The organism is Aridibaculum aurantiacum, from assembly GCF_017355875.1.
GTDB classification, from domain to species: domain Bacteria; phylum Bacteroidota; class Bacteroidia; order Chitinophagales; family Chitinophagaceae; genus Segetibacter; species Segetibacter aurantiacus.
Genome location: NZ_JAFEWC010000001.1, coordinates 863,073 through 884,399, shown reverse-complemented (window position 1 = coordinate 884,399; position 21,327 = coordinate 863,073). Strand labels below are relative to the sequence as shown.

14 protein-coding genes are annotated in these 21,327 nt (G+C 44.3%); all 14 read right to left on the bottom strand.

What is annotated here, in order from left to right:
• Window positions 1-58 precede the first annotated feature (58 nt).
• The 14 genes from J4N22_RS03710 to J4N22_RS03645 all read right to left on the bottom strand — a co-directional run bounded on the left by J4N22_RS03710 (window position 59) and on the right by J4N22_RS03645 (window position 21,293).
• The gene (locus J4N22_RS03710; protein WP_207492354.1) at window positions 59-1,831 is read right to left on the bottom strand and encodes a RagB/SusD family nutrient uptake outer membrane protein; all 1,773 of its coding nucleotides are present in this window, start codon (window positions 1,829-1,831) and stop codon (window positions 59-61) included.
• 41 nt (window positions 1,832-1,872) lie between these two features.
• On the bottom strand, window positions 1,873-4,905 hold the full coding sequence (locus J4N22_RS03705) for a SusC/RagA family TonB-linked outer membrane protein (protein ID WP_207492353.1): 3,033 nt from the start codon (window positions 4,903-4,905) through the stop codon (window positions 1,873-1,875).
• 106 nt (window positions 4,906-5,011) lie between these two features.
• Window positions 5,012-6,598, bottom strand: coding sequence for a sodium:solute symporter family protein (locus J4N22_RS03700; RefSeq protein ID WP_207492352.1), 1,587 nt, complete (start codon window positions 6,596-6,598; stop codon window positions 5,012-5,014).
• Between the two features lie 219 nt (window positions 6,599-6,817).
• Entirely contained in the window at window positions 6,818-7,957 is a 1,140-nt protein-coding gene (locus tag J4N22_RS03695) for a four-carbon acid sugar kinase family protein (protein ID WP_207492351.1), read from the bottom strand.
• Entirely contained in the window at window positions 7,958-9,007 is a 1,050-nt protein-coding gene (gene pdxA, locus J4N22_RS03690; protein WP_207492350.1) for a 4-hydroxythreonine-4-phosphate dehydrogenase PdxA, read from the bottom strand.
• A complete protein-coding gene (locus J4N22_RS03685; protein WP_207492349.1) occupies window positions 9,000-9,941 on the bottom strand; it encodes a dihydrodipicolinate synthase family protein in 942 nt (313 codons plus the stop codon). Before J4N22_RS03685 ends, pdxA begins: the two co-directional genes overlap by 8 nt.
• Window positions 9,942-10,042: 101 nt before the next feature.
• Entirely contained in the window at window positions 10,043-11,236 is a 1,194-nt protein-coding gene (locus J4N22_RS03680) for an iron-containing alcohol dehydrogenase (protein WP_207492348.1), read from the bottom strand.
• Window positions 11,237-11,245: 9 nt separating this feature from the next.
• Window positions 11,246-12,838 (bottom strand): aldehyde dehydrogenase (NADP(+)), encoded by a 1,593-nt coding sequence (locus tag J4N22_RS03675; RefSeq protein ID WP_207492347.1) that lies wholly within the window; start codon window positions 12,836-12,838, stop codon window positions 11,246-11,248.
• 26 nt (window positions 12,839-12,864) lie between these two features.
• Window positions 12,865-13,845 (bottom strand): dihydrodipicolinate synthase family protein, encoded by a 981-nt coding sequence (locus J4N22_RS03670; RefSeq protein WP_207492346.1) that lies wholly within the window; start codon window positions 13,843-13,845, stop codon window positions 12,865-12,867.
• A 184-nt stretch (window positions 13,846-14,029) separates the two neighbouring features.
• On the bottom strand, window positions 14,030-14,869 hold the full coding sequence (locus J4N22_RS03665; protein ID WP_242692049.1) for a fumarylacetoacetate hydrolase family protein: 840 nt from the start codon (window positions 14,867-14,869) through the stop codon (window positions 14,030-14,032).
• A gap of 70 nt (window positions 14,870-14,939) precedes the next feature.
• The gene (locus J4N22_RS03660; protein ID WP_207492345.1) at window positions 14,940-16,607 is read right to left on the bottom strand and encodes a hypothetical protein; all 1,668 of its coding nucleotides are present in this window, start codon (window positions 16,605-16,607) and stop codon (window positions 14,940-14,942) included.
• A gap of 14 nt (window positions 16,608-16,621) precedes the next feature.
• Window positions 16,622-18,232 (bottom strand): sodium:solute symporter family protein, encoded by a 1,611-nt coding sequence (locus J4N22_RS03655; protein ID WP_207492344.1) that lies wholly within the window; start codon window positions 18,230-18,232, stop codon window positions 16,622-16,624.
• Window positions 18,233-18,497: 265 nt separating this feature from the next.
• Window positions 18,498-20,108 (bottom strand): glycoside hydrolase family 28 protein, encoded by a 1,611-nt coding sequence (locus tag J4N22_RS03650; RefSeq protein ID WP_242692048.1) that lies wholly within the window; start codon window positions 20,106-20,108, stop codon window positions 18,498-18,500.
• Window positions 20,109-20,153: 45 nt separating this feature from the next.
• Window positions 20,154-21,293: a sialidase family protein gene (locus J4N22_RS03645; protein WP_207492342.1), complete on the bottom strand. Its 1,140-nt coding sequence runs from the start codon at window positions 21,291-21,293 to the stop codon at window positions 20,154-20,156.
• Between the last annotated feature and the right edge of the window lie 34 nt (window positions 21,294-21,327).

The window sequence follows — 21,327 nt, the reverse complement described above, 5'->3', positions numbered from 1 at the left end:
GTAAAAAACAAAAAAAGGGCTGTAGATACAGCCCTTATAACAAATTCAAATGAGAAAATTAGTATCCAGGATTTTGTCCAAACTCGGCACCATTCAGTAGTGCATCAAGTTCCTCCTGCGGTACTGGACGCAATATGTGGAAAGGTTGTACAGCAGTGATATCAGGGTTCAAAGTCTTAATGCGGTTAACCCATTGCTGCGGAGTTAAAGAACGCTTCAGGTCAAACCACCTGATTTGCTCACCGGCAAATTCTCTTGCTCTTTCATTAAGTATAAAATCAATATTAATATCGGCAGCAGCTACCTGCATAGCTGTAGTTTGATTAACCGGTGCTTTTTTAGCAGCCCTTGTTCTTATTACGTTAACGTAAGTAGCAGCAGCTGCACTATTTCCCAACCTGAACTCTGCCTCAGCGGCAATCAGGTACATCTCAGCAAAGCGCATCAAGAAGATGTCGTTGAAGCCTGGCTGAGCATTAAGTGCAGTACGGTTAGGATAAGCAAACTTGATAAGAGAAGGATAAGCATTTACACCAGCAATAGCACCAGAAGGTGTGTACATGGTATCCCTATCAAATATTGGATAAGGCCTCAGCGACTCATTAGCAATGCTTCTTTTTGTGATATACAAAGCAGTATCTATACCGTGTCTTAAAACGGTTCCTACTAAACTTGGGTGCTTTTTATACGTATTTACATCTTGCGCAGTTAAGGTATAATTGCTTGGTACCGGAGGATTTCCAGCTACACGATTAACAAGCCAAACCTCCTGGAAAGAACCTTCATACCTGCTGTCAATATTCTCGTTGTACATATCCAGTAGTGCCAGCGTTGGCTGTAGACGACGCTGTCCATCATTGCCATACTCAAAGCTCTGCACCAGTGCACCAATGCGATTGTTGTATTGGGTAAGATACCACATGTGCATCCTGTTGGCATTTCCATCAAAATTGATAGCAGTATTATTGGCGGAATTGCTAATAGTATATAATGCCTCTCCACCACTTGCACTCATCCTTTTATTGTTGGCTGGCAGCCACAAGTCCCTGTAGTTTGGCCATAACGCAATCTGGAATTCAGCAGCCCTGTCAATAACATCCTTTGCAGCATCGCGTGCACGGGTGAAATATTGGGTAGCTTCTGCGCCTGTACTATGATAAGCTCTTGTAAGCAGTGCTCTTGCCAGGAAGCCTGCAGCAGATTTTTTCGTTGCCCTGCTATATTCTGCACCCCATGAATTAGGCAAATGTTGCTTAGCGAATTGCAGGTCATCAATGATCACATTATAAAACTCTTGTACAGAGCTTCTTGTTGCTGTGAGTTCAGCACCCTGTGCTTCTGTAGTTCTCAGGTTTACACCACCATAGAATTCTACAATATGCCACAGGTAAAATGCGCGCATAAACCTAAGCTCGCCCTCCCTCCTGTTGCGCTCATCCATAGATGGATAAGCAACATTTTTTATTCTGCCTATACCTGCATTGGCAAGGTTAAGGCCTTTATAAAAAGTGGTGAATGCATTACGGTTAGTGCCACTTGATGATGCGGTAAATCCTTCGTACCTGGTAAGCTGGTTGGCATAGCTCGATTTATTCTGGTTGAACCATAAGTCTGTTCCACCCTCAGTCATAAGAATAGCATCCTCTTTACCATAAAAATTTCGCTGATCTGAATAGGCCGCATTTACCAGTGTAAGCATGCCTTCAGGCGTACTCCAAACAGCTTCTGCAGTGGCGCCAGAAGGGTTATTCTCTACTAGCTTTCTACATGATGTATTTACCATTAAGCCCGCTAATACTAAGCTTGAAATGGTTATATTCTTCAAATTCATATAATTTCTTTGTTACTATTAACAATAGGTTTCTACAAGCATTAAAAGCCAACATTCAATCCAAATACAAACTGCCTGCTTAGAGGTGATGATTCTGCTCCGCCTCTTTCAGGGTCGTAGTCTCTAACGAGATGACTTCTTGCACGAGTGAATAGGTTATTACCTGTAACATATACCCTGATATTTTCAGCTCGTACTTTTCCTGCTACAGATTTTGTGAAAGTATAACCCAGAGTTACATTCTTTATTTTGAAGAAAGAACCATCAACAAAAGGTATAGCCTGGTAGCCATAGATATCAATGTGACGCTGCCCCATACGTGGACGCGGGAAATCGTTGGTAGGATTTTCAGGAGTCCAGTAATTCATGTTAGCAGGACCACTTCCATCACCCGCCGGGTTGTAACGTCCAAGAAACTCTGCATTGATCATTTGACCATAGCGCCAGAATAAGAAGAACCCAAGGTCAAACCCTTTGTAGGTAAAGTTGTTTTGCAGACCTAGAATAAAATCAGGTACAGAAGAACCCAGGTATGTTCTATCAGCTGTGTTGATGATAGAATCGCCGTTTATATCTTCAATGTGTAAATCTCCCGGGCGAAATGGTGAATTACCAAACCTGTATCTCGCTGCTACATCTGCTTTATCTGTTTGCCAGATTCCCAATTTTCTATACGAGTAGAAAGATTGGATTGGACGGCCGAGAAGTAATGACTGTGTTTCTGGTGTTGCTCCAATTATGATCTCGGAGTTATCAATCAGCTTGGTGATCTTCTCCCTGTTCCTGGTAAAAGTGGCAGATGTATTCCAGGTAAAGTTTCTACCAACAACATTCCTGGAGGTCAGCTGTAATTCAATACCGTTGTTTTGTGTTTCACCAATATTCTGGTAAACCCTGGAAACACCTGTAGACCGTGGAAGTGTTCGTAACAAGAGGATATCAGAGGTAATGGTATTGTACCATTCAAATGTACCTGTTATCCTGTTTTTTAGGATGCCAAAGTCTAAACCCACGTTGGTGGTGGTTGATGTCTCCCATTTCAGGTTTGGATTACCAACCAGCGGATCAAACTGGAACATATTTCCCTGAACATCACCAAAACCTATATTTTGTGCCGGGGTAATCACACTCTGGGTGCCATACACATTTATACCATAGTTTCCGGCCTTACCCCAGCTACCTCTCATCTTAAGTGAATTCAACCACGTTACGCTCTGTAAAAATCCTTCTTCTGAAATATTCCAACCCAAGGCCAAAGAAGGAAAATAATCCCACTTATTTATGCCAAGCCTGGAAGCTCCATCAGCCCTATAGGTAGCTGTGAAAAGGTATTTGCTCTTATAGTTATAGTTTATCCTACCAGCAAAGGATAAGTTGTTCCACCCGGTATAGCTGGAAGAAATAAACCTGTTTTGCTGTGTAGCAGCAAGGTTATAAAAACCTTGTGAAGGAAGTAGTTGACCATCGCCTGATGCAGAAAGCTGTTCAGCATCACTCTGCAAATAGCTTTGTACACCGGTTAAAGTGAATGAATGATCATTGATTGACTTGTTGTAGGTAAGGATGTTGTCCCAATTAAAAAATGTGCTTTGATCATTGATAAGAGATGCTGAATTGATCCTTGCATTTCTTTGAGCCAGCGAAGTTGCTTCGTTGAAGACTCCGCGCCTACCGAAAGCGAGTGTAGAACCAAAATTCGATCTAAAACTCAAACCTTTTAACGGTGTGATCTCAACATAAGCATTGGCCATCACATTTGTTCTTAAAGTTTTATCCAAGGCAATAAACTCTCCACGTTCGTCTGTTAACGGGCTTACAACATTCTGGTTGTTCGGCCCTAGCGGGTACAGGTTGATATTACCGTTTTCATCGTATGGTTTACCCAGCGGAACAGTGGAAAGTGCTACAGATAAAGGATCTCTGCGACTGTTGAGCTTCGAATAAGTAACCTGGCTCAGGATACCTGCTTTTGCCCATTTAAATACATTCTGATCAAGGTTAAACCGCACGTTATACCTGGTAAAATCATTTCGTCTCAACATGCCTTCTTCATTGAAGTAGTTAAGCGATAGAAATGTTTTTGTTCTGTCGGAACCATTTCTCAGGGTAACGGTATGGCTTTGCTGCTGTCCATTCCTGTTAAGCAGGTCAAACCAGTTTATAAATTGCCCGGCCTGCACTGCAGCCCACTCGTCTGCGTTAGGGAATAATCTTGCATCATCAGCGGGACTTGACCATTGTCCTGCAGTACGGAAAGCCTCTCTTCGCACTTGAATATAATCCTCTCCTAACCTTGGCTGAGGAAAAGAAGTATATCCATTGATACCATAGAAACCATCGTAAGTAACAGATGTTTTGCCGGACGCACCTCTTTTGGTGGTTACAATGATAACGCCGTTGGCGCCCTGTGCACCATAGATAGCCGTAGCTGAGGCATCTTTCAGTACATCGATGGACTCGATATCGTTCGGGTTAAGATCTGAAATACTTCCACCCTGGAAACCATCTATTATGTAAAGAGGAGAATTGTTACCACTGATAGAACGGTTACCGCGTACACGGATATTAGCACCCGCGCCAGCACTACCCGAAGACCTGGTAATATCAACACCGGAAACCCTTCCCTGCATTGCCTCTACAACATTGTGTGTAGGGGTTAACACAATCTCCTCGCTCTTGATAGATGCAACGGCACCGGTAAGATCTCTTCGTTTGACGGTACCATATCCAATAACTACTACTTCATCCATGGTCTTGGTAATGTTGGACATCGTCACATTGATAGCAGTCCTGTTACCGACTGCTATTTCCTGGGTACCAAATCCTACATAAGTAAATACAAGGACTGACTGTGGAGAGGGTACGGTAATCGTGAACTCACCTTGGTCATTAGTAGTTACAGAACGTTCAGCACCTTTTACATTGACAGTTACTCCGCTTAAGGGTTCGTTATTTTCTGAAACCGTGACCCTGCCGGTAACCACCTTTGACTGAGCGTTCAACAAAATGGATAGTAAAACAAATAAGAAGAATAGACTCATCCTTCTCTTAATAGAGTGTAGGTGTGCATTCATATAGCATCGTTGAAATGGAAAAAATATAAAGTCCGTTAGTAAAGTTACCCGATTAAAAAATCCTTAAGAATGTACTATTGAACTAAAATGATGGATTATCCTGCTACTACACTGCCTCCAGAACCTTGGCTGAAGCAGCCACTTTATCAGCCTTTCTGCCCTCTTTCCACCCACTATACAGCAGGTTTTTATCGATCACCGGTTTTGGGAAAAACAAGCTGGCAGCGTAGCCTACACCTACAACAATGAGGTGACTATACACACCCAACATTAATTTATGATGGGTAAAGTTGTAAGGACCAAAGTCTAGCAGCAGGGATGGATTATCTCCCAATCCAATAGGAGTAGAAGTCAGGAAGGCATAGCCTGTAAAAAGGATACAGGTAATGATCCCAATGTTCACGCCCTGGCGGTTGGCCCTGGCGCTTAATAAACCAAGCAGGAAGATCCCAACTATTCCACCAGAGAAAATTGCATACAGTGTGAACACGACACCCAGTACGCCTTCACTTCCGGCACGTACATAAATGAAGCCTATCAGGATAGAGATCACGCCTGACAGCACAACGATCAGCCTGCTTGCAAACAGGTATTCTTTATCCGTTTTCTTTGGGCGCACTTTCTTATAATAATCTTCTACGCCTACAGCTGCCAGTGAGTTAAGATCAGCACTGAGGCTGCAGATAGCAGCCGATATCATTGCGGCGAGTATGAAACCAATAACACCTGTAGGCAGTTGCGTCATGATGAAGTAAGGGAAGACGGCATCGGCTCGAACACCCTCTGGCAACGGCTGCTGCGTATAAAAAACATACAAAGCGGTACCGATGAACATGAATAAGGTCCACACAGGCACTGTCAGTAAAATACCCAATAACGATGCACGTATAGCAGCTTTATCAGTACGGGCAGTCAGGTAACGCTGTACCACGGTTTGATCGGTTCCATATTTCTGGATGGCATAAAAAGCGCCATTTATGGCCATCACCACAAATGTGAGTTTGGTAAGATCCATGTCATAAGGACCGAAGCCTGTTCTGCCTGCTGCGGTTGCTATATCCCACACAGCTGTGGGACCACCATCAACAGAAAACAACAGTACACCAATGCAAATGATACCACTGGCAAACAACATGAAACCCTGGAATACGTCCAGCCATATCACCGCTTCTATTCCACCTAAAAGATTCACAATAATGATGACAGAACCCACTACTGCAATAGTCATAAATGTATCGCTACCCGTCATGCTGCTAAGCGCCAGCGCCAGCAGGAAGAACACTGTACCCATGCCTGCAAATTGCCGCAACACAAAAGCCAGTGAGCTATAATAGCGGGCAAAGGTGCCGAAGCGTTGTTCAAAATATTCGTACGTACTCAGCTTGATCACCTTGCGATACAGCGGCACAATGAACCAGATCGTACCCAACAATACTACCGGTACCATCAGGCCTTGCACCAATAAGATCCAGTTGTTGGCAAAGCCGGTACCCGGGTATCCAAGGAAGGTGACACTACTGATAAGCGTTGCCAGCAACGACATACCGAGTGCCCAAGCCGGCACCCTGTTCTTTGCAAGGAAAAACCCCTCCGTTGACTTTTGTTTTTTCGCAAAGCGAAACCCAAAGGCAAGCGTTACAATTAAGAGGGCAATGATGATGATGTAGTCGATAATGTGAAGCGTAGGATTCATATGTTAAGGTTCAATCGTTATATAGGTTTAGCTACAATAGCCATTGTGTAACGGGCTGTTGTAATTCTATTAAGCATCGTTGTGCCTGCCTGTCGGCAGACAGGTCACTCACTTGTACAGTAAGTATCTATGGTCGTCATTGGAGGCACGAAACAATATCTTCCATCCATTCATTGTTAGGACTGGAAGTTCCTCCTTCCCTTCTTGCAATCATCCTTTTTAAAACATCCACAAGCCCGGCGACCAGTCGTAGCTACCTGGTTTTATGGTCATAAAAAGATCTTGTCCTTCTACTTTCATCCGTATCACACCGGGCGAAAGTTCCTGCACCGGTATCAACTTTTTAAACTGCTGCTTCCCGATGATAGAAGCCGCTGTAGAACCTCCTTCAACTACCAGTTCTTTTACTGCTACCTGCTCTAACACCTGCTGTACAACACCAGCTGTTTTCTCTCTTAATTCACCTGCACTGGCCAACTTTGTTGAGGCTTCGTCTATGGCTACTATTGCCTTTTGGCTCTCCAACAAATGGGTTGCTATACTCTTACTCCAGTTGGTATAACCTTCCGCTGTTGCATCATTATTGATGATCTCAGCAGGCATATAGCTAACAGGACCTCCTTTATCTCTTACTTCCCTTATCACCTTCCTGCTTTTATAGAAGGTGGTGCCACATACAAACAGCATTGGTTCTTCTAACACTAAAGGCTTTTCTACTTCTTCTACTTTTTCGAACCTTGTTGCGAGTATGGCATTAAAAAATCCTGCAGCACCAACCAGCATTCTTTGTCCATCCACTCGTGTTGCCCATTTATCCAAGTCACTATTATCTTCTACCTCACCAACAACGATCTCAACAGCTGGCAATGGATCATTTGCATTTATCACCCGCACCACTTCTGACTTCACCCTTAGCATCTCCGTTACCTTAGAAGTGGTAACCGGGAACTCAGGATCGTTTGAAAAGCTGCTTTCGCTGATAGGTGCACCATTGAAATAGTAAGTGCCATTCTTTATTGTTCTGCCCAAGGAAGGATTCGCTGAAACAATCAATGCTTTATCCAGCCCCATTACTTCCATCTGTGCTTTCGCTTCGGCGAGCACATGTCCGCGTAGCACAGAATCAATCTTTTTAAAAACAAGTTCGGGTTGTAAGGCAAGTACCCTTGTTGTTATTTCTTTGATTTTGGCCGTTGCTTCCTCTTCACTTACACTACGTGTATCAGCAGAAATGATTAGCAGATCTGCATCTGTATTTTTATCTACCTCTGTTACTATTTCTACTTCTAATCCATACTTCAAGCCCAGCCCACCTAATTCTGCAGCGCCTGTAAGATCATCTGCTATAACCACTATCATTTATACGCTCTCTTTTTCTTTTACCTTGTACTTACTCAACTGCACTGCTGATTCTATTGCCAACACCATGGCATCCGGACTTGCTACACCTTTACCGGCAATCTCAAATGCAGTTCCATGGTCAACAGATGTGCGGATGATTGGTAACCCCATGGTGATGTTCACTCCTTTCACACTATCCATCTGTTGCTTTTCAGCATTCCATTTGAAACCGGATAGCTTGAAAGGAATATGCCCCTGGTCGTGGTACATGGCTACTACTCCACCATACGATCCCATTGCTGCTTTTGCAAACATGGTATCTGGCGGCACAGGACCTTCTACCTCAAAACCAAGGCGCCGGGCTTCCTCAACTGCAGGCTCTATCTCTTCAGCTTCTTCTGTACCAAACAAGCCACTATCGCCGGCATGCGGATTAAGACCCGCTATACCGATCTTCATATTAGTCTCGCCTAACTGCTTCATGCCGTTGTGTAGCAACTGGACAACTTCCAGTATTCTTTCCTTTTTTACAAGGTCGCAAGCCTGCCTGAGCGATACATGCGTAGATACATGGATCACTTTGATGTTGTCTTCCACCAGCAGCATTGCATACTTCTTTGTGCCGGTATAATGTGCGTATATTTCAGTGTGGCCTGCAAAGTGATGACCTGCTTCGTTGATCGATTTTTTATTGATTGGACCTGTAACGGTAGCTTCGATCTCTCCCGCCATTGCCAAATCAATAACCGTTTTTACCGCTTCAAATGATGCGGCACCGGCCATTGCAGATATCTGTCCAAACTCCAGTTTGTCCATATCTACATTCTTCAGGTCGTATACGTCTATCACTCCAAATTGAAACTGTGCTTCAGCAACATTTTCGATGGCATTAATAGTAGCGGCAAGACCAAGGCGATCTATAATATCTTCAAACACACGTGCATCACCAACCAGTAGTGGTTTACAAGTATCGTATATGTCTTTATTCAATAAAGCTTTCACGGCTATCTCCGGGCCTATACTGGCCGGGTCGCCCATGGTTATTCCTATGATTGGTAAATCAGGCATGTGATAATGATTGTGATAATTGTAATCCTTCTTTATTTATGATGTCTGTAAAAGCTGCTAATAAAGCTTGTTCTTCGTCGGCTGACATGGATTGTAATGGTGGCATTACATTCGGTTGGCAAAGTCCTGCTTCACGCATTAAAACTTTTAGTGCCCATAGCGACTGTCCCAATGTTCTTCCCTTTTGATAAAGATCACCCAGCACATCAGAAAGCCTTTGCATTTCATAAGCCTTTGCATGATCACCTGCCGCAACAGCCTGTACCATTTCGTTATAGATACCCGGGTGAAGATTACCCGTACTTGGTATCAGTCCGTCGCTACCGCCAATGAGTGCATCCGCAGATTTTGCTGCCCAACCAAGGAAGTGACAAAAGTCTTCACGCCCTGCCCATAATGCAAGTGATTGTTGCAGGCGTTCTTCACTGCGCTCAGAGTCTTTTGTTCCTACTATGTTGGGATGATAACTAAGTTCATCTATCAGCTCAAGCGGGATAGACATGTGCGTAGTAGCCGGAATATTGTAAATGATTAACGGGCCGGGAACAGCGTTGGCCAATTGTTCGAAGTACATTTTGATTTGATCATTTGATAGGGCATAATAAGAAGGAAGATTAGCCGCTACTACATCTACGCCATTATCAAATGCAAACTTTGCCAGTTGTACACTCTCTTCAAATACATTGGATGCAATGCCTGCGTATAAAACAGTATCAGCCTTCTTTAGCCTGGCTGCCTGCTTAATAAAGTCCTGTTTCAGCTCTACAGTAAGTGATGCAGACTCACCGGTAGTGCCAATAATGAACGGCATTACACGGTTTGCAGAAAAGTTCTCAAACATCTTTTCTACCGCCTGGTGATCCAATGTATGATCGGCTGTAAGTGGTGTAACGGTTGGTACAATCACACCTGAATATTTCTTGTTCAACTTCATGTTCAGTTTTTGTTTGCCGTACAAGTGAGTGACCTGCCTACCGCCAGGCAGGCACAACGATGATGACAAAGGATCAACTGCTGGTCAACACAAACTTTTACTTAATAGGCCGCTTCATAGATATCTATGGCATCCTGCTCGCTGATATGCCTTGGGTTGTTCTTCAACAACCTTTGAATTTTCAATGCATCGACAGCCATCTGCGGAATTGCTTCGCGAGGAATGTTGACATCACGAAGACGTGCAGGCACGCCACATTCAGCAATGAAGGAGCGAACTTTTTCAATCCCTTTTTTAGCCGTTTCCATGTCATCAGCTTCGCGACTGCAACCCAATGCCACGGCTACATCAGCATAACGGCGAGGCGCAGCAGGAAGATTATACTCCATCACATAAGGCAACAACAGTGCATTGCTTAGTCCATGCGCCAGGTGAAACGTGCTGCCGAGCGGGTACGACAATGCATGCACCCCGGCAGTGTTCACAGGGCCGAGGCAAAAGCCACCGAGCAAACTACCCATAGCCACCTGCGTTCTCGCCTCTTCATCATCGCCGTGCTTTACAGCCTGCACAAGGTGAGCCGCTATGAGCCGCATGCCTTCGAAAGCAAACATGTCGATGAAAGGCTGCGCGAACTTATTGGTGTATGCTTCCAGGCAATGCGTCAACGCATCGAGGCCGGTAGCTGCAGTGATAGCAGGCGGCACACTCATAGTAAGCAGCGGATCAACAATCACCACATCGGGAACAAGGAAGGGACTGATGATGCCTTTCTTTTGATTGTCGGCATTGTCAACAAGGATAGCATTTGGCGAAGCCTCGCTACCAGTGCCTGATGTTGCAGGCATACAGATCAACCTTTTGCTACGACCTTTCAAGAGCCCTATGCCTACATACTCCTGCAATGTTTGTTCATTGTCTAACTGAGCGGCGACCAGCTTGGCTACATCCAATACACTTCCGCCACCAATACCAACCACTACATCCGGATTGATAGGTGTAATCGTTTTCATCAGAAGCTGAAAGTCTTCGAATGATGGCTCTTGGGTGATGCTTGTATCTACTGATACCTGGATATTGTTACTTTCTAACTCCTGGATGATAGGTTGCAGTTTTGCAAGCAAAGGTTCTATTGTAACCAATAGCACTTTACTTACGCCTGGCAGTTGTACTTCGGCTGGCAGTTTTTCTAACGTGCCTTTACCAAACAACAGCTTGCCGGGAAAATGTATGCTTAAAGCACCAACCGCAGGAGTTGTAACAGTAGGCGCTATAGTACTTTGTTGATCTAGCATGATATTGTTTTAAGCAATGGCTTTAGTGGTCCACTCACCATTTACCAAACGAAGAATATTTAGAGGATTAGCATTTTGCAAAGCTTCAGGCAGCAAGTGATCAGGAAAATCCTGCAGTGCCACCGGGCGTACAAAACGATAGATAGCTGCGGTACCAACAGAGGTATATCGAGCATCAGACGTAGAAGGGAATGGTCCTCCATGATGCATGGAATGACAAACCTCTACACCTGTTGGATAACCGCCATAGATGATACGACCTGCCTTTTGCGTGATGATGTTTATGATTGGGCGCAATGCAGCTGCATCTTCACTGGTGGCATGCACCGTTGCTGTAAGTTGTCCTTCCAGCGACTCTAGTGCCTGGTGCAGCTCTGCTTCGTTCTTACAAACCACCACCAATGTTGAAGGCCCAAAAACTTCATGCGATAACTCAGTGTTAACAGAAAAGGTTTGTGCATTTACTGTAAAAGCAACCGGCTGTCCTTCATATTTATCAGCAGACACATCAGTTATGGCTTTTGATAAAAGGCTGACACCATCTGCTGCCTGCAAAGTAGAAACACCATTGGTATAAGATTGACAGATGTTCTTATTGAGCATGGTTGCCGGAGTAGCAGCCTGGAATTGACTTGCAAATTCTTTAAGGAATGATTGTGTAGCATCGCTGTCAATGGCGAACACCAATCCCGGGTTGGTACAGAACTGCCCCGCACCTAAGTTTACTGAAGCGGTAAGCTCTTTTGCAATTTTAGATGCTTGTGTTGACAGTGCTCCTTCCATCAGGATGAAAGGGTTTGTAGAACTCATTTCTGCATACACAGGAATAGGCTCTTGCCGCTCGGCAGCAGCCTTATGCAACAACATTCCTACATGTCTTGAGCCTGTAAAACCTACCGCTTTGATTGCAGGATGTTGTACCAGTTCGATTGATTGTTCATTGGTAAGATATACCGAGGAAAAAACACCTTCAGGCATACCTGTATCTTTCGCCGCCTTGATGATAGCTTTTGATATCAATTCATTTGTTCCGGGGTGAGAAGGATGCGCCTTCACAATAACCGGACAACCCGCAGCAAGTGCCGATGCAGTATCACCACCTGCAGTTGAGAATGCCAGTGGAAAATTACTGGCACCAAATACAGCTATTGGTCCAATTGGAATATACATTCTCCGTATGTCCGGCTTTGGAACCGGCTGCCTGTCAGGCTGCGCAGTATCGATACGTGCATCTACCCACCATCCATCGCGTAACAACTGTGCAAACAACTTAAGTTGATTACACGTACGACCGCGTTCACCTGTTATCCTTCCAACGGGTAATGCAGACTCAGCAACACATCTACCTATCAACGCATCACCTAAAGCCATGATCTCTTCAGCAATCGCCTCCAGGAAAACTGCTTTGCTTTCAGCACTTACTTCTTTGTAAGCATGGAAAGCTGTTGCCGCCAAAGACACTGCAGCTGCTAATTCATCCGTAGTTGCATAGGTAAAATCACCCGGCAAGTACGAATTCGAAACCGTTGAAAAAGCCTGGAAGCTTTCACTTCCCTTTGCACTTGTGCTATAACCTATATAATTCAAACCTTGTATCGACATGTTGCGTTCTGTAATATTCAACTTGATTAAATCGGCGGATCTAATGGAACCTTTGGTAACATCAGCTCTTCCACATCTACCGGTGTAATATCTAATTTCTCACACCAATGCAAGAAGCTGCTATGGATATCATCCAGCGCCTGCTTTTGTTCGGGTGTTAGTTCCAGTGCGTGTGCACGGCTGATGGTGCGTACAGGTAAACCGCGTTTGCGCAGGAAATACTTCGCGCTCATTGGATAAGCTATATGTATCTGCGGGTCTACCCTTGCCAGTTCCGATTGCAGCCATTGTACCTCTTCCTGCTTTGATGGATCGTTGGCATTGTTGCACATCCACACCAATATCTCGGGGTAAAAGTTTCCAGAAATTGATGACATGCCCTTTGCACCTTGCTGTAGCGAAAACATTGCATTAGGTGTATGAGCATCGTAGAATTCTAACCTGTCGCTATCCTTGGCTATGGCCAGTTTCGCTGCAACATTTTCATGCGTTATCGAGGTGTCTTTGTGATACACAAAACGTCCTGTATCTATCAACTTTTTGAATACCTCGGTTGACAAGATGCGCTTGTAAGGAGCGGGACATTCGTACATACCCAAAGGGATGTCTCCTGTCAGCTTCAGCATCCTTTCGAAGTTTCGAAGCAACACCTCATCGCTATCATCCACGTTGGCAAAATGACCTGTGATCAGTATCACTGCATCAATGCCGGTAGCATATATCCTCCTGGTAAAATCTGCTTTGTCTTCAATGGTTAAACCAAAAGATCCTGTAGCCACTACAGGCACACGACCATCCACGTATTGAACAATATGCTTTGTCAACTCCAGCCGCTCATCTTCTGTGATGCTATACATTTCGCTGCTCAAACAATTCGCAAAAAATCCTTTCACACCTGCAGCAAGGTAAAAATCAATCAAGGTTGATACTACATCCAAATCAACCTTAGCCTTCAGGTTGAATGGTGTTATCATCACCGGAACGAACTTCTTTTCGTAAGACACCATACACGTAATTTTTATTTGTTACCCAACTTTATATTTTCAATTTATCTTCCGTTGCGTCGCACTCTTGTACTATTAGTAGTTGCATCGGCTGACGTGGCACTTGCTTCCAGCCACAACTATAGCACCAATCATCCAAACTTCAAGTTACCATTCAATGAACTGGTAACCTTCCTGCTCTCTACTGTTACGCAACTGTGTTTACCAACGTTCCAATACCTTCAATAGAGATTGTGATCACATCTGTTGACTGAAGCGTAAAATCATTGGGAGGAACAACACATGTTCCGGTCATCAGGTAGCTGCCTGTTCTAAACTCCATCTCGCGGTACAGGTAGCCTACTAACTCCTCATGTGACCGCTTCATCTGGTCGATGGTGGTACTGCCGGTAAACATTCTTTCACCATTCCTGTCGATCGTCATGCTGATGGAAGTAGTAGCCGGGATACCATTACCAGTTACCAGCACACACGGACCAAGGCCTGCACACTTCTCATACATCTTAGCCTGCGGCAGGTATAAAGGATTTTCTCCTTCAATGCTCCTGCTGCTCATATCATTTCCAATAGTATAACCTACTATCTTTCCTGATGAACTGATAACAAGTGTCAGCTCAGGTTCAGGTACATCCCAGTGACTGTCTTTCCTGATGCGTACGGTTTCATTGGTTCCTGCTACTCTCTGTGGCGTTGCCTTAAAGAATATTTCAGGACGTTCTGCATCGTACACCTTGTCGTAAAAAGTAGCTCCGCCACTTTGCTCGCTCTCCTCCATCCTGGCTACTTTGCTTCTTAGATAAGTTACACCTGCTGCCCATACTTCCTGTGAACCTATGGGTGCCTGCAGCTTTTGAGACTGTAACCACTCTTCACCGCCAACAGCTTGCAGAGATGATATCTCTTCCTGTAACTGCTGGTAAAGGTCATCGCGATTGATGTACCTGTCCCATGAAGTTTCATTAGCTACATAATACTTCCCTTCCTGTTCAAGTACAATCTGGTCCTGTGTTTTATAGATCCTTATCATTTATGTAGCCGTTATTGCTTTGTTTTTGTTGCTATGAAAAACTGCCTTTGAACCGAGCGTGGCAACGATATTACATCACTGAGGCACTGCTGGTTTCCAAATAATCTTCCGTTTGAAAAGATGCACCTTCAAGCGCTACATCACCGCAGAAGTTTACCTGAATACCCAACTCAGCTAAAGCAGCAGCCTTGATGCGACAAGCCTTATTGGCCATTGTTTCATCTGTTGCATACACCACGTGAATATGATTTGCCTTGTGCTTCGCCATCATCTGGTCGCGGTTGATGCCTTTCAGCACACCATGCATGATAGGCCACTGCGGCGTTGTCTCATTCCATCTTCTCTGCGTTTCTTCCTCGGGCAGCTCAACTACTTCACCTACGCCAAGGTCGCAATGCAACTCGTTGTTCATAACATACACCCTGCTCCAGACAATGGCACCTGGCCTGCTCACACCTTTGAGCGTGCCTCCACCTTTAGGGAAAAACATCGCAGGCTGCCTGTCGCTGCTGGCGCCCTTATATCCATCAACAAAATGCGATGGAGGTGCGGCACCAGAGATCAAAAACACCCAGACAAAATCATCAATATTTTCGCCCTTGTATTGTTGCCCCCAACGAAGATCATGCAAGGTGTTATCGCCTTCCATTCCCAGTTCTTTCCAAAGCTTATACGTAAGTAATGAATCAAGACCAGCACACTCATCTACTTCATTGAAGTGTGGCAATGCCTGGCCTGCAAACAACTCACGTCCATCTTTTGAAAATGCTGGTGGTCGTTCTGTATTGTTCAGTAGACCTTCTACCAAATCGCTGGCGGCAGTAAGATCTTTCAAGCCCTGCTGGTATTGGATGCCGATGGTATCGCAGCCGAAATCATCTGCCATTCGTAGCGCAGCTATATACATCTTGCATTGCTCTAAAGTCTGCTCTTCTGTAAGCTCATTAACGAGATCTGTTCCCCAGTTGAAGGTCATGCCTTTTTGCAGCAACCAATCCAGTACAGCCCTTGCTTCAGCATCTGTAACCTCCAGCATGGCTGCGTACAATGCTGACTGGCTCAGTCTTTCTTTGAATACACCTGTAGCATGTAATGTATCATCAGGAATAATGGCATTGTACATACCCATGCATCCTTCATCAAACACACCCATGATCGCTTTCCTGTGCTTGAACTGCTTACCAAAAGCACGACCAATGGCTTCGTCTTCTGCAGGAATTGTAACCTGGTCAAAAGGCTTTACGTGACTTTCATCATGTGTGATGCTGCCTGTTTCCAACCACTCTTTCAAGCCATTGGTGAAGAATGCATCATCAAAATTTTCGCTCCAGATGGAGCTATACTTTACACCCGCTTTGGTGAGTGAACCATTTAGATTTAGTAAGCCTACAAGACCCGGCCACTGACCGCTCCAGTTAGCAACAGTAAGTATGGGTCCCTGGTGAGTGGTAAGCCCTGCAAGCACATGGTGGCTGTATTGCCATAAACTTTCAGCAACAATCAGAGGTGCAGTTGGATCAATAGTAGCAAACACATCTATCCCCATTCGCTGAGAATCGATAAGACCATGTTGCTTAACAGGATCGTAAGCATGTGCACGTTTCACCTTCCAGCCTTGCTTTTCCAGTGCTTTGCCTAGCAATGCTTCCATTTCCTGTTGGGCAGGCCAGCAATTTTGATTGGCAGAGAGCCTGAGATCGCCACTGGCAACAAGTACAACTTCTTTTGTTTTATTCATGGTCTTCAATCAGTTTATAATTCGTTAATTGGTTCTGGTTTGGGCAGCTTGTGTTCAGCCGGCATCGATAGCTGCACCTTCCTTTTGTTACGGGTAATCACCAGCCCAACCAGGAATATAGTGAGTGTACCTACTACTATCACCATGTTTGTATGCAGCGGGTTTTTCAGGAACAAGTATTTACCCGTAAGATTTTTCGAGAAAGTCATCCAGATGATGACAATGATACCAATGATGGTGGCTGTGAGCGCCTCGTGGCTTTTTGTACGGCGGCTGATGATGCCCAGCAGGAACAAGCCAAGCATGCCACCTGCAAATATTCCTGAAAGTTCCCACCATATATCCAATAAACTTTTTACACCGATCATAGCAATACCAGTTATCAATCCAAGCGAGCCAAACACGATGGTTGAAGTATGCAAAACAAACATTTTGTTCTTTTCACCCATGTTAGGTCTATAATATCTTTTATAAATATCCATGGTAAAAACGGTGGCAGATGCATTCATACCTGAGCTGATTGTACTCATGGCTGCCGACAGTATAGCCGATACGATCAAACCCACAAGACCTGTTGGTATCTTAGTCACCATGAAGTGAGGCAATACCTTGTCTCCGTAGTCTGCCGGCTTCATTGCAGCAGCATATTCTGATACCTGCGCAGAACTTGCCCCTGCACCTAACCGCTCACTTGCAACCTGTTGCTTAACCACCGCGATTAAGTCTGGATTTTGATCGTAGTACGCAAACAGGCAAGAGCCAATAATGAAAAACAACAGTGAAGCTGGAACATATAAAGCCACACACATCCAGATAGAGCGGGAAGCTTGTTTACTGGATTGGGCGGTATGGTAACGCTGCACGTAATTCTGGTCCATACCAAAATTGTTCAGGTTGATAAAGAAGCCATAGAACAAGACAACCCAAAAAGTCGACTCAGTCAGGTCCGGTGAAAAACTACCAAGACTGAACTTTTGGTGGTTGGTACCAATATCAATGATGCTTGAAACACCACCCGGCATTTCTGAAATAATGAAGTAAAGGATAAGCAGTGCGCCGATGGTCTTGATGATACCCTGGACTACCTCAGTCCATATCACCGCTTCCATTCCACCAAGCACGGTGTAGATGATAATGGAGATTCCCATTACGATCATAATGGTGCTCATATCGTAACCGATCAACGCCTGCAGGCTTAATGCTATACCAAAAAAGATAGAACCCATGCGGGCAAGCTGTGTAAGCAAAAAGCAAATAACAGTATAGGTACGTGCCCACGGACCAAAGCGGTTTTCCAGATGTGTATATGCAGATATTTCACCTGTTTTGCGGTAAAAAGGAACAAAAAACCTGGATGCGATCCATGCTGCAAATGGCATGGAAAGACTAAAGACAAAGGCATTCCAGTTACTACCAAACACTTTACCCGGAACACCCAGGAAGGTATTGCTACTTACAAAAGTGGCATAGATGGAAATACCAATAGCCCAGCCGGGAATGGTACCAGATGCTTTGGTGAACTGGTCTGAGTTTTTGTTCTTACGCGAAAAATAAAAACCAACCAGTACCATGGCCAGCAGGTATATAAAGATGATTGCAAGATCGAGGACAGGCAGATTTCTCATTGATACAGTTTATCGGTGTCAACAAGAAGCTTTATGACCAGTCACATTTTCACAAAGGAAACAAGCAGGATAGATCATATAGCAAGAGTTTGGACTTATTAAGGCAATACGTTAGGCTAGTAAAGCTAGAAGAAACACAATAGTATAAGAATGTAATATCAAACTAAGATGATGGACTATTTTCTAACCAGGAAGATTGGTTAATAAGAAAGCAATGTCCAGCGAATTCCTCTTTAAGAACAGGTCGTTGCCGAAAGTGCAGGTCCTATTGATTAGCTTTCCATGTAGGACTAACCCATCCTTTAGGCTTTTGAGGAACAGTATTCTTAAACTCGATATCACCTGATAATTCTCCTGTTACCTGTGTCACTACCTCCTTGCCGGGAACGGTAAAATGAACATTTTCGAATGTGAGGTTGCGGGTGTCGATCAAGCTGATAAGTGAGTCATTGCTATGAATTTTCACATTACGTAAGGTCACATCTTTTGCATCAGCAACTGTGATGAGTTTATTAGATCTGATGACTGCATTTTCAATAAGCAGATTAGTAAGCGGTGTTTCAGGAATGCCGTTCAACTTAATGAACTGGCTGGCATTCTCCACGATGATGTCACGCGCAATGATGTTCTTATAGCTTGGCGTCAACCTGTTGATTGGTCTTGCCGGCAATCGCCTTGCCAATTCCCCTACATAGGTTGCACTTCCCAGCATATCCCAGTTGAATGCTGTGCCGGTAAGGTTCATTCTTATTCTTTCATAAATAAGATTGTCGCCACCACCACCACGTGGACGGCGGGTTTTGAAGCGGATACCAACACCGGTATTATCAAACACACAGTCGTGTACATACAGGTTGCGGATCATACCAGCAGTTTCACTGCCACATGTGATACCACCATGACCTTCACGTGCAAGACAATGTCGAACAACAACGTTCTCAGTAGGCTTATTCACCCGAAGTCCATCTTCTCCCCTGCCTGCTTTGATAGTGAAGCAATCATCACCACAACTAAGCGTGCAGTATTCGATCAACACATTTCTTGATGATTCAATATCAATTCCATCACCTCTTGGTATACCAACTGAATTGACTGTTACGCCTCGTATGATCACGCCATCACAATACACAGGTACGATATTCCAAAAAGCTGTGTTCTCAAGAGAAACACCTTCTATGTATACGTTCTTGCAGTTGATGGGTGAGATGAACATTGGCAGGAAGATCGGGCTCCCGTTGTAGCCTTCGTACACTCTTTCAGCAACAGGCGTTGTATAAAGAATAAAATTCTCAACAACATCCGACTCCATTACCTGCTTTCTCACTGAACCTCCTTTTGCTGGCCCAATCATTTTACCCTTACCTGTGATAGCTATATTCTCTTGCCCGTTTGCATATATACAAGCACCTAAAGACATCACTTCCACACCTTCATTTCGCGTAAAAACTGCAGGCCTGTAATCTTCCACCTCACCGCTGAAATATAGTTCAGCACCTTCCTCAATCCGCAGGTTTACATTGCTCTTGAGGCTGATGCGGCCCGTATGCCATTTACCTTTCGGAATGATTGCTGTTCCGCCTCCGCGCCTATTCACCTCATCAATTGTAGCTTGAATTTCAGCAGTAACTTTTGCTCCTGGCTTCGCTCCTTTTTCTATTATGCTTACAGACAAAGAAGGGAAAACCGGCTTCTTGAATTCAGGCATTGGGAAAGGAGCTGTCACCGGTGCTATGTCATCCGGAAGGTTCAATGCACCTACTTGTTCTTTAAATGGAATAGCAACTGTAGTAACTGCATTTCCACCTTTTTTGCCTGGCACGCAAGACACACCTGCAAAAAGAACATACAACACCACTAGATACCTTGAGCCGTTCATGAAACCAGGTTTGTTCAAAAGCTTACTGATCATCTAAAGAGGGAATTAGTTAATTGGATCTGCTGTTATCTCGCCTGCTACACGTGCCTTGTATCCTTTAAACTTTGGCCACGCGCCATCTTTTATCTTCTTAGTAGTTAGTTGCGAAGGATCAATTTTTACATATTTTATTTTCTCCCTCCGCCAGGTATATACAACATGCACCATCCCATCAGCACTTTGGATAACAGATGGATACGAGTATTGGCTGATTGGAGAATCTTCAAGTATGAGCGATGCATACCACTTCTTTCCATCTTTACTTACTGCCACATTTAAAGGTGTTCGAGCACCTTTGCCGTTCTTCAGACTATCATGAGGGCGAACATGATTATATACAAGTAAATGCCTTCCGTTTTTTAGAGTAACCGCATCCGTACCTGAGTTATTATTTGGCAAACCCGAAGGTTCAACCTTCGTCCATGTCTCCCCATTATCATGCGACCACGATGTTATCAAAGCTCTTTGTTTGCTACGAGCAAGCATCTGGAGCTTGCCATCTTTATGTACCAATATACTTGGCTGAATGATGGTATAATCAGTACCTGTATTGATAGGTCCAACCTTTCTCCATGTTTTAGCTGTATCATCCGAAATTTCAAAGTGCACTCTCCATCCCGGGCTTCCTTCCAAGCTAGCCGGCGATATGATCTTCCCGTTGCTGAGCATTACCGGCTTGTTTTTTACTGGTCCTAAAAAACCATCTTTCATTGGCTCCCGCTCACTCCACGTAATGCCGTTGTCTTTCGATCTTTTTACAAAAGCCTTCCAGTCACCAACGTTCTTTCCAATCTTATAAAACAACAACAGCTCACCATTTGGCACCTGGAAAAGAACCGGGTTATAACAAGCTTTACGGGTTCCGTCTATTTTACCATCAGCCACAGAGACAGGCGCAGTCCATTTGTTGTTAACCATACGGCTAACATAGATCTCAACATCAGGATTTGCCTCACGTGTACCTCCAAAAAATGCTGTTATCAAACCTGCAGGTGTTTCAGCTATAGTAGCTGAGTGACATTGAGGAAACGAAGCTGTGTCATAAACAAATTCATCAATCAAAATTCCCTTCTTCCACGCAGGTGTTTGTGCTTGTACATCAAACATCAAAAACAACCCAATCACCAAACCAATTAACCGCATCATTCAATCTTTTTAAAATTCATTTTTATGAACCTAG

Excerpts from the sequence above, each read along its gene's own strand:
- J4N22_RS03710 (WP_207492354.1), bottom strand. The coding sequence starts at position 1,831 with ATGAATTTGAAGAATATAACCATTTCAAGCTTAGTATTAGCGGGCTTA.
- J4N22_RS03705 (WP_207492353.1), bottom strand. The coding sequence starts at position 4,905 with ATGAATGCACACCTACACTCTATTAAGAGAAGGATGAGTCTATTCTTC.
- J4N22_RS03700 (WP_207492352.1), bottom strand. The coding sequence starts at position 6,598 with ATGAATCCTACGCTTCACATTATCGACTACATCATCATCATTGCCCTC.
- J4N22_RS03695 (WP_207492351.1), bottom strand. The coding sequence starts at position 7,957 with ATGATAGTGGTTATAGCAGATGATCTTACAGGCGCTGCAGAATTAGGT.
- pdxA (WP_207492350.1), bottom strand. The coding sequence starts at position 9,007 with ATGCCTGATTTACCAATCATAGGAATAACCATGGGCGACCCGGCCAGT.
- J4N22_RS03685 (WP_207492349.1), bottom strand. The coding sequence starts at position 9,941 with ATGAAGTTGAACAAGAAATATTCAGGTGTGATTGTACCAACCGTTACA.
- J4N22_RS03680 (WP_207492348.1), bottom strand. The coding sequence starts at position 11,236 with ATGCTAGATCAACAAAGTACTATAGCGCCTACTGTTACAACTCCTGCG.
- J4N22_RS03675 (WP_207492347.1), bottom strand. The coding sequence starts at position 12,838 with ATGTCGATACAAGGTTTGAATTATATAGGTTATAGCACAAGTGCAAAG.
- J4N22_RS03670 (WP_207492346.1), bottom strand. The coding sequence starts at position 13,845 with ATGGTGTCTTACGAAAAGAAGTTCGTTCCGGTGATGATAACACCATTC.
- J4N22_RS03665 (WP_242692049.1), bottom strand. The coding sequence starts at position 14,869 with ATGATAAGGATCTATAAAACACAGGACCAGATTGTACTTGAACAGGAA.
- J4N22_RS03660 (WP_207492345.1), bottom strand. The coding sequence starts at position 16,607 with ATGAATAAAACAAAAGAAGTTGTACTTGTTGCCAGTGGCGATCTCAGG.
- J4N22_RS03655 (WP_207492344.1), bottom strand. The coding sequence starts at position 18,232 with ATGAGAAATCTGCCTGTCCTCGATCTTGCAATCATCTTTATATACCTG.
- J4N22_RS03650 (WP_242692048.1), bottom strand. The coding sequence starts at position 20,108 with ATGAACGGCTCAAGGTATCTAGTGGTGTTGTATGTTCTTTTTGCAGGT.
- J4N22_RS03645 (WP_207492342.1), bottom strand. The coding sequence starts at position 21,293 with ATGATGCGGTTAATTGGTTTGGTGATTGGGTTGTTTTTGATGTTTGAT.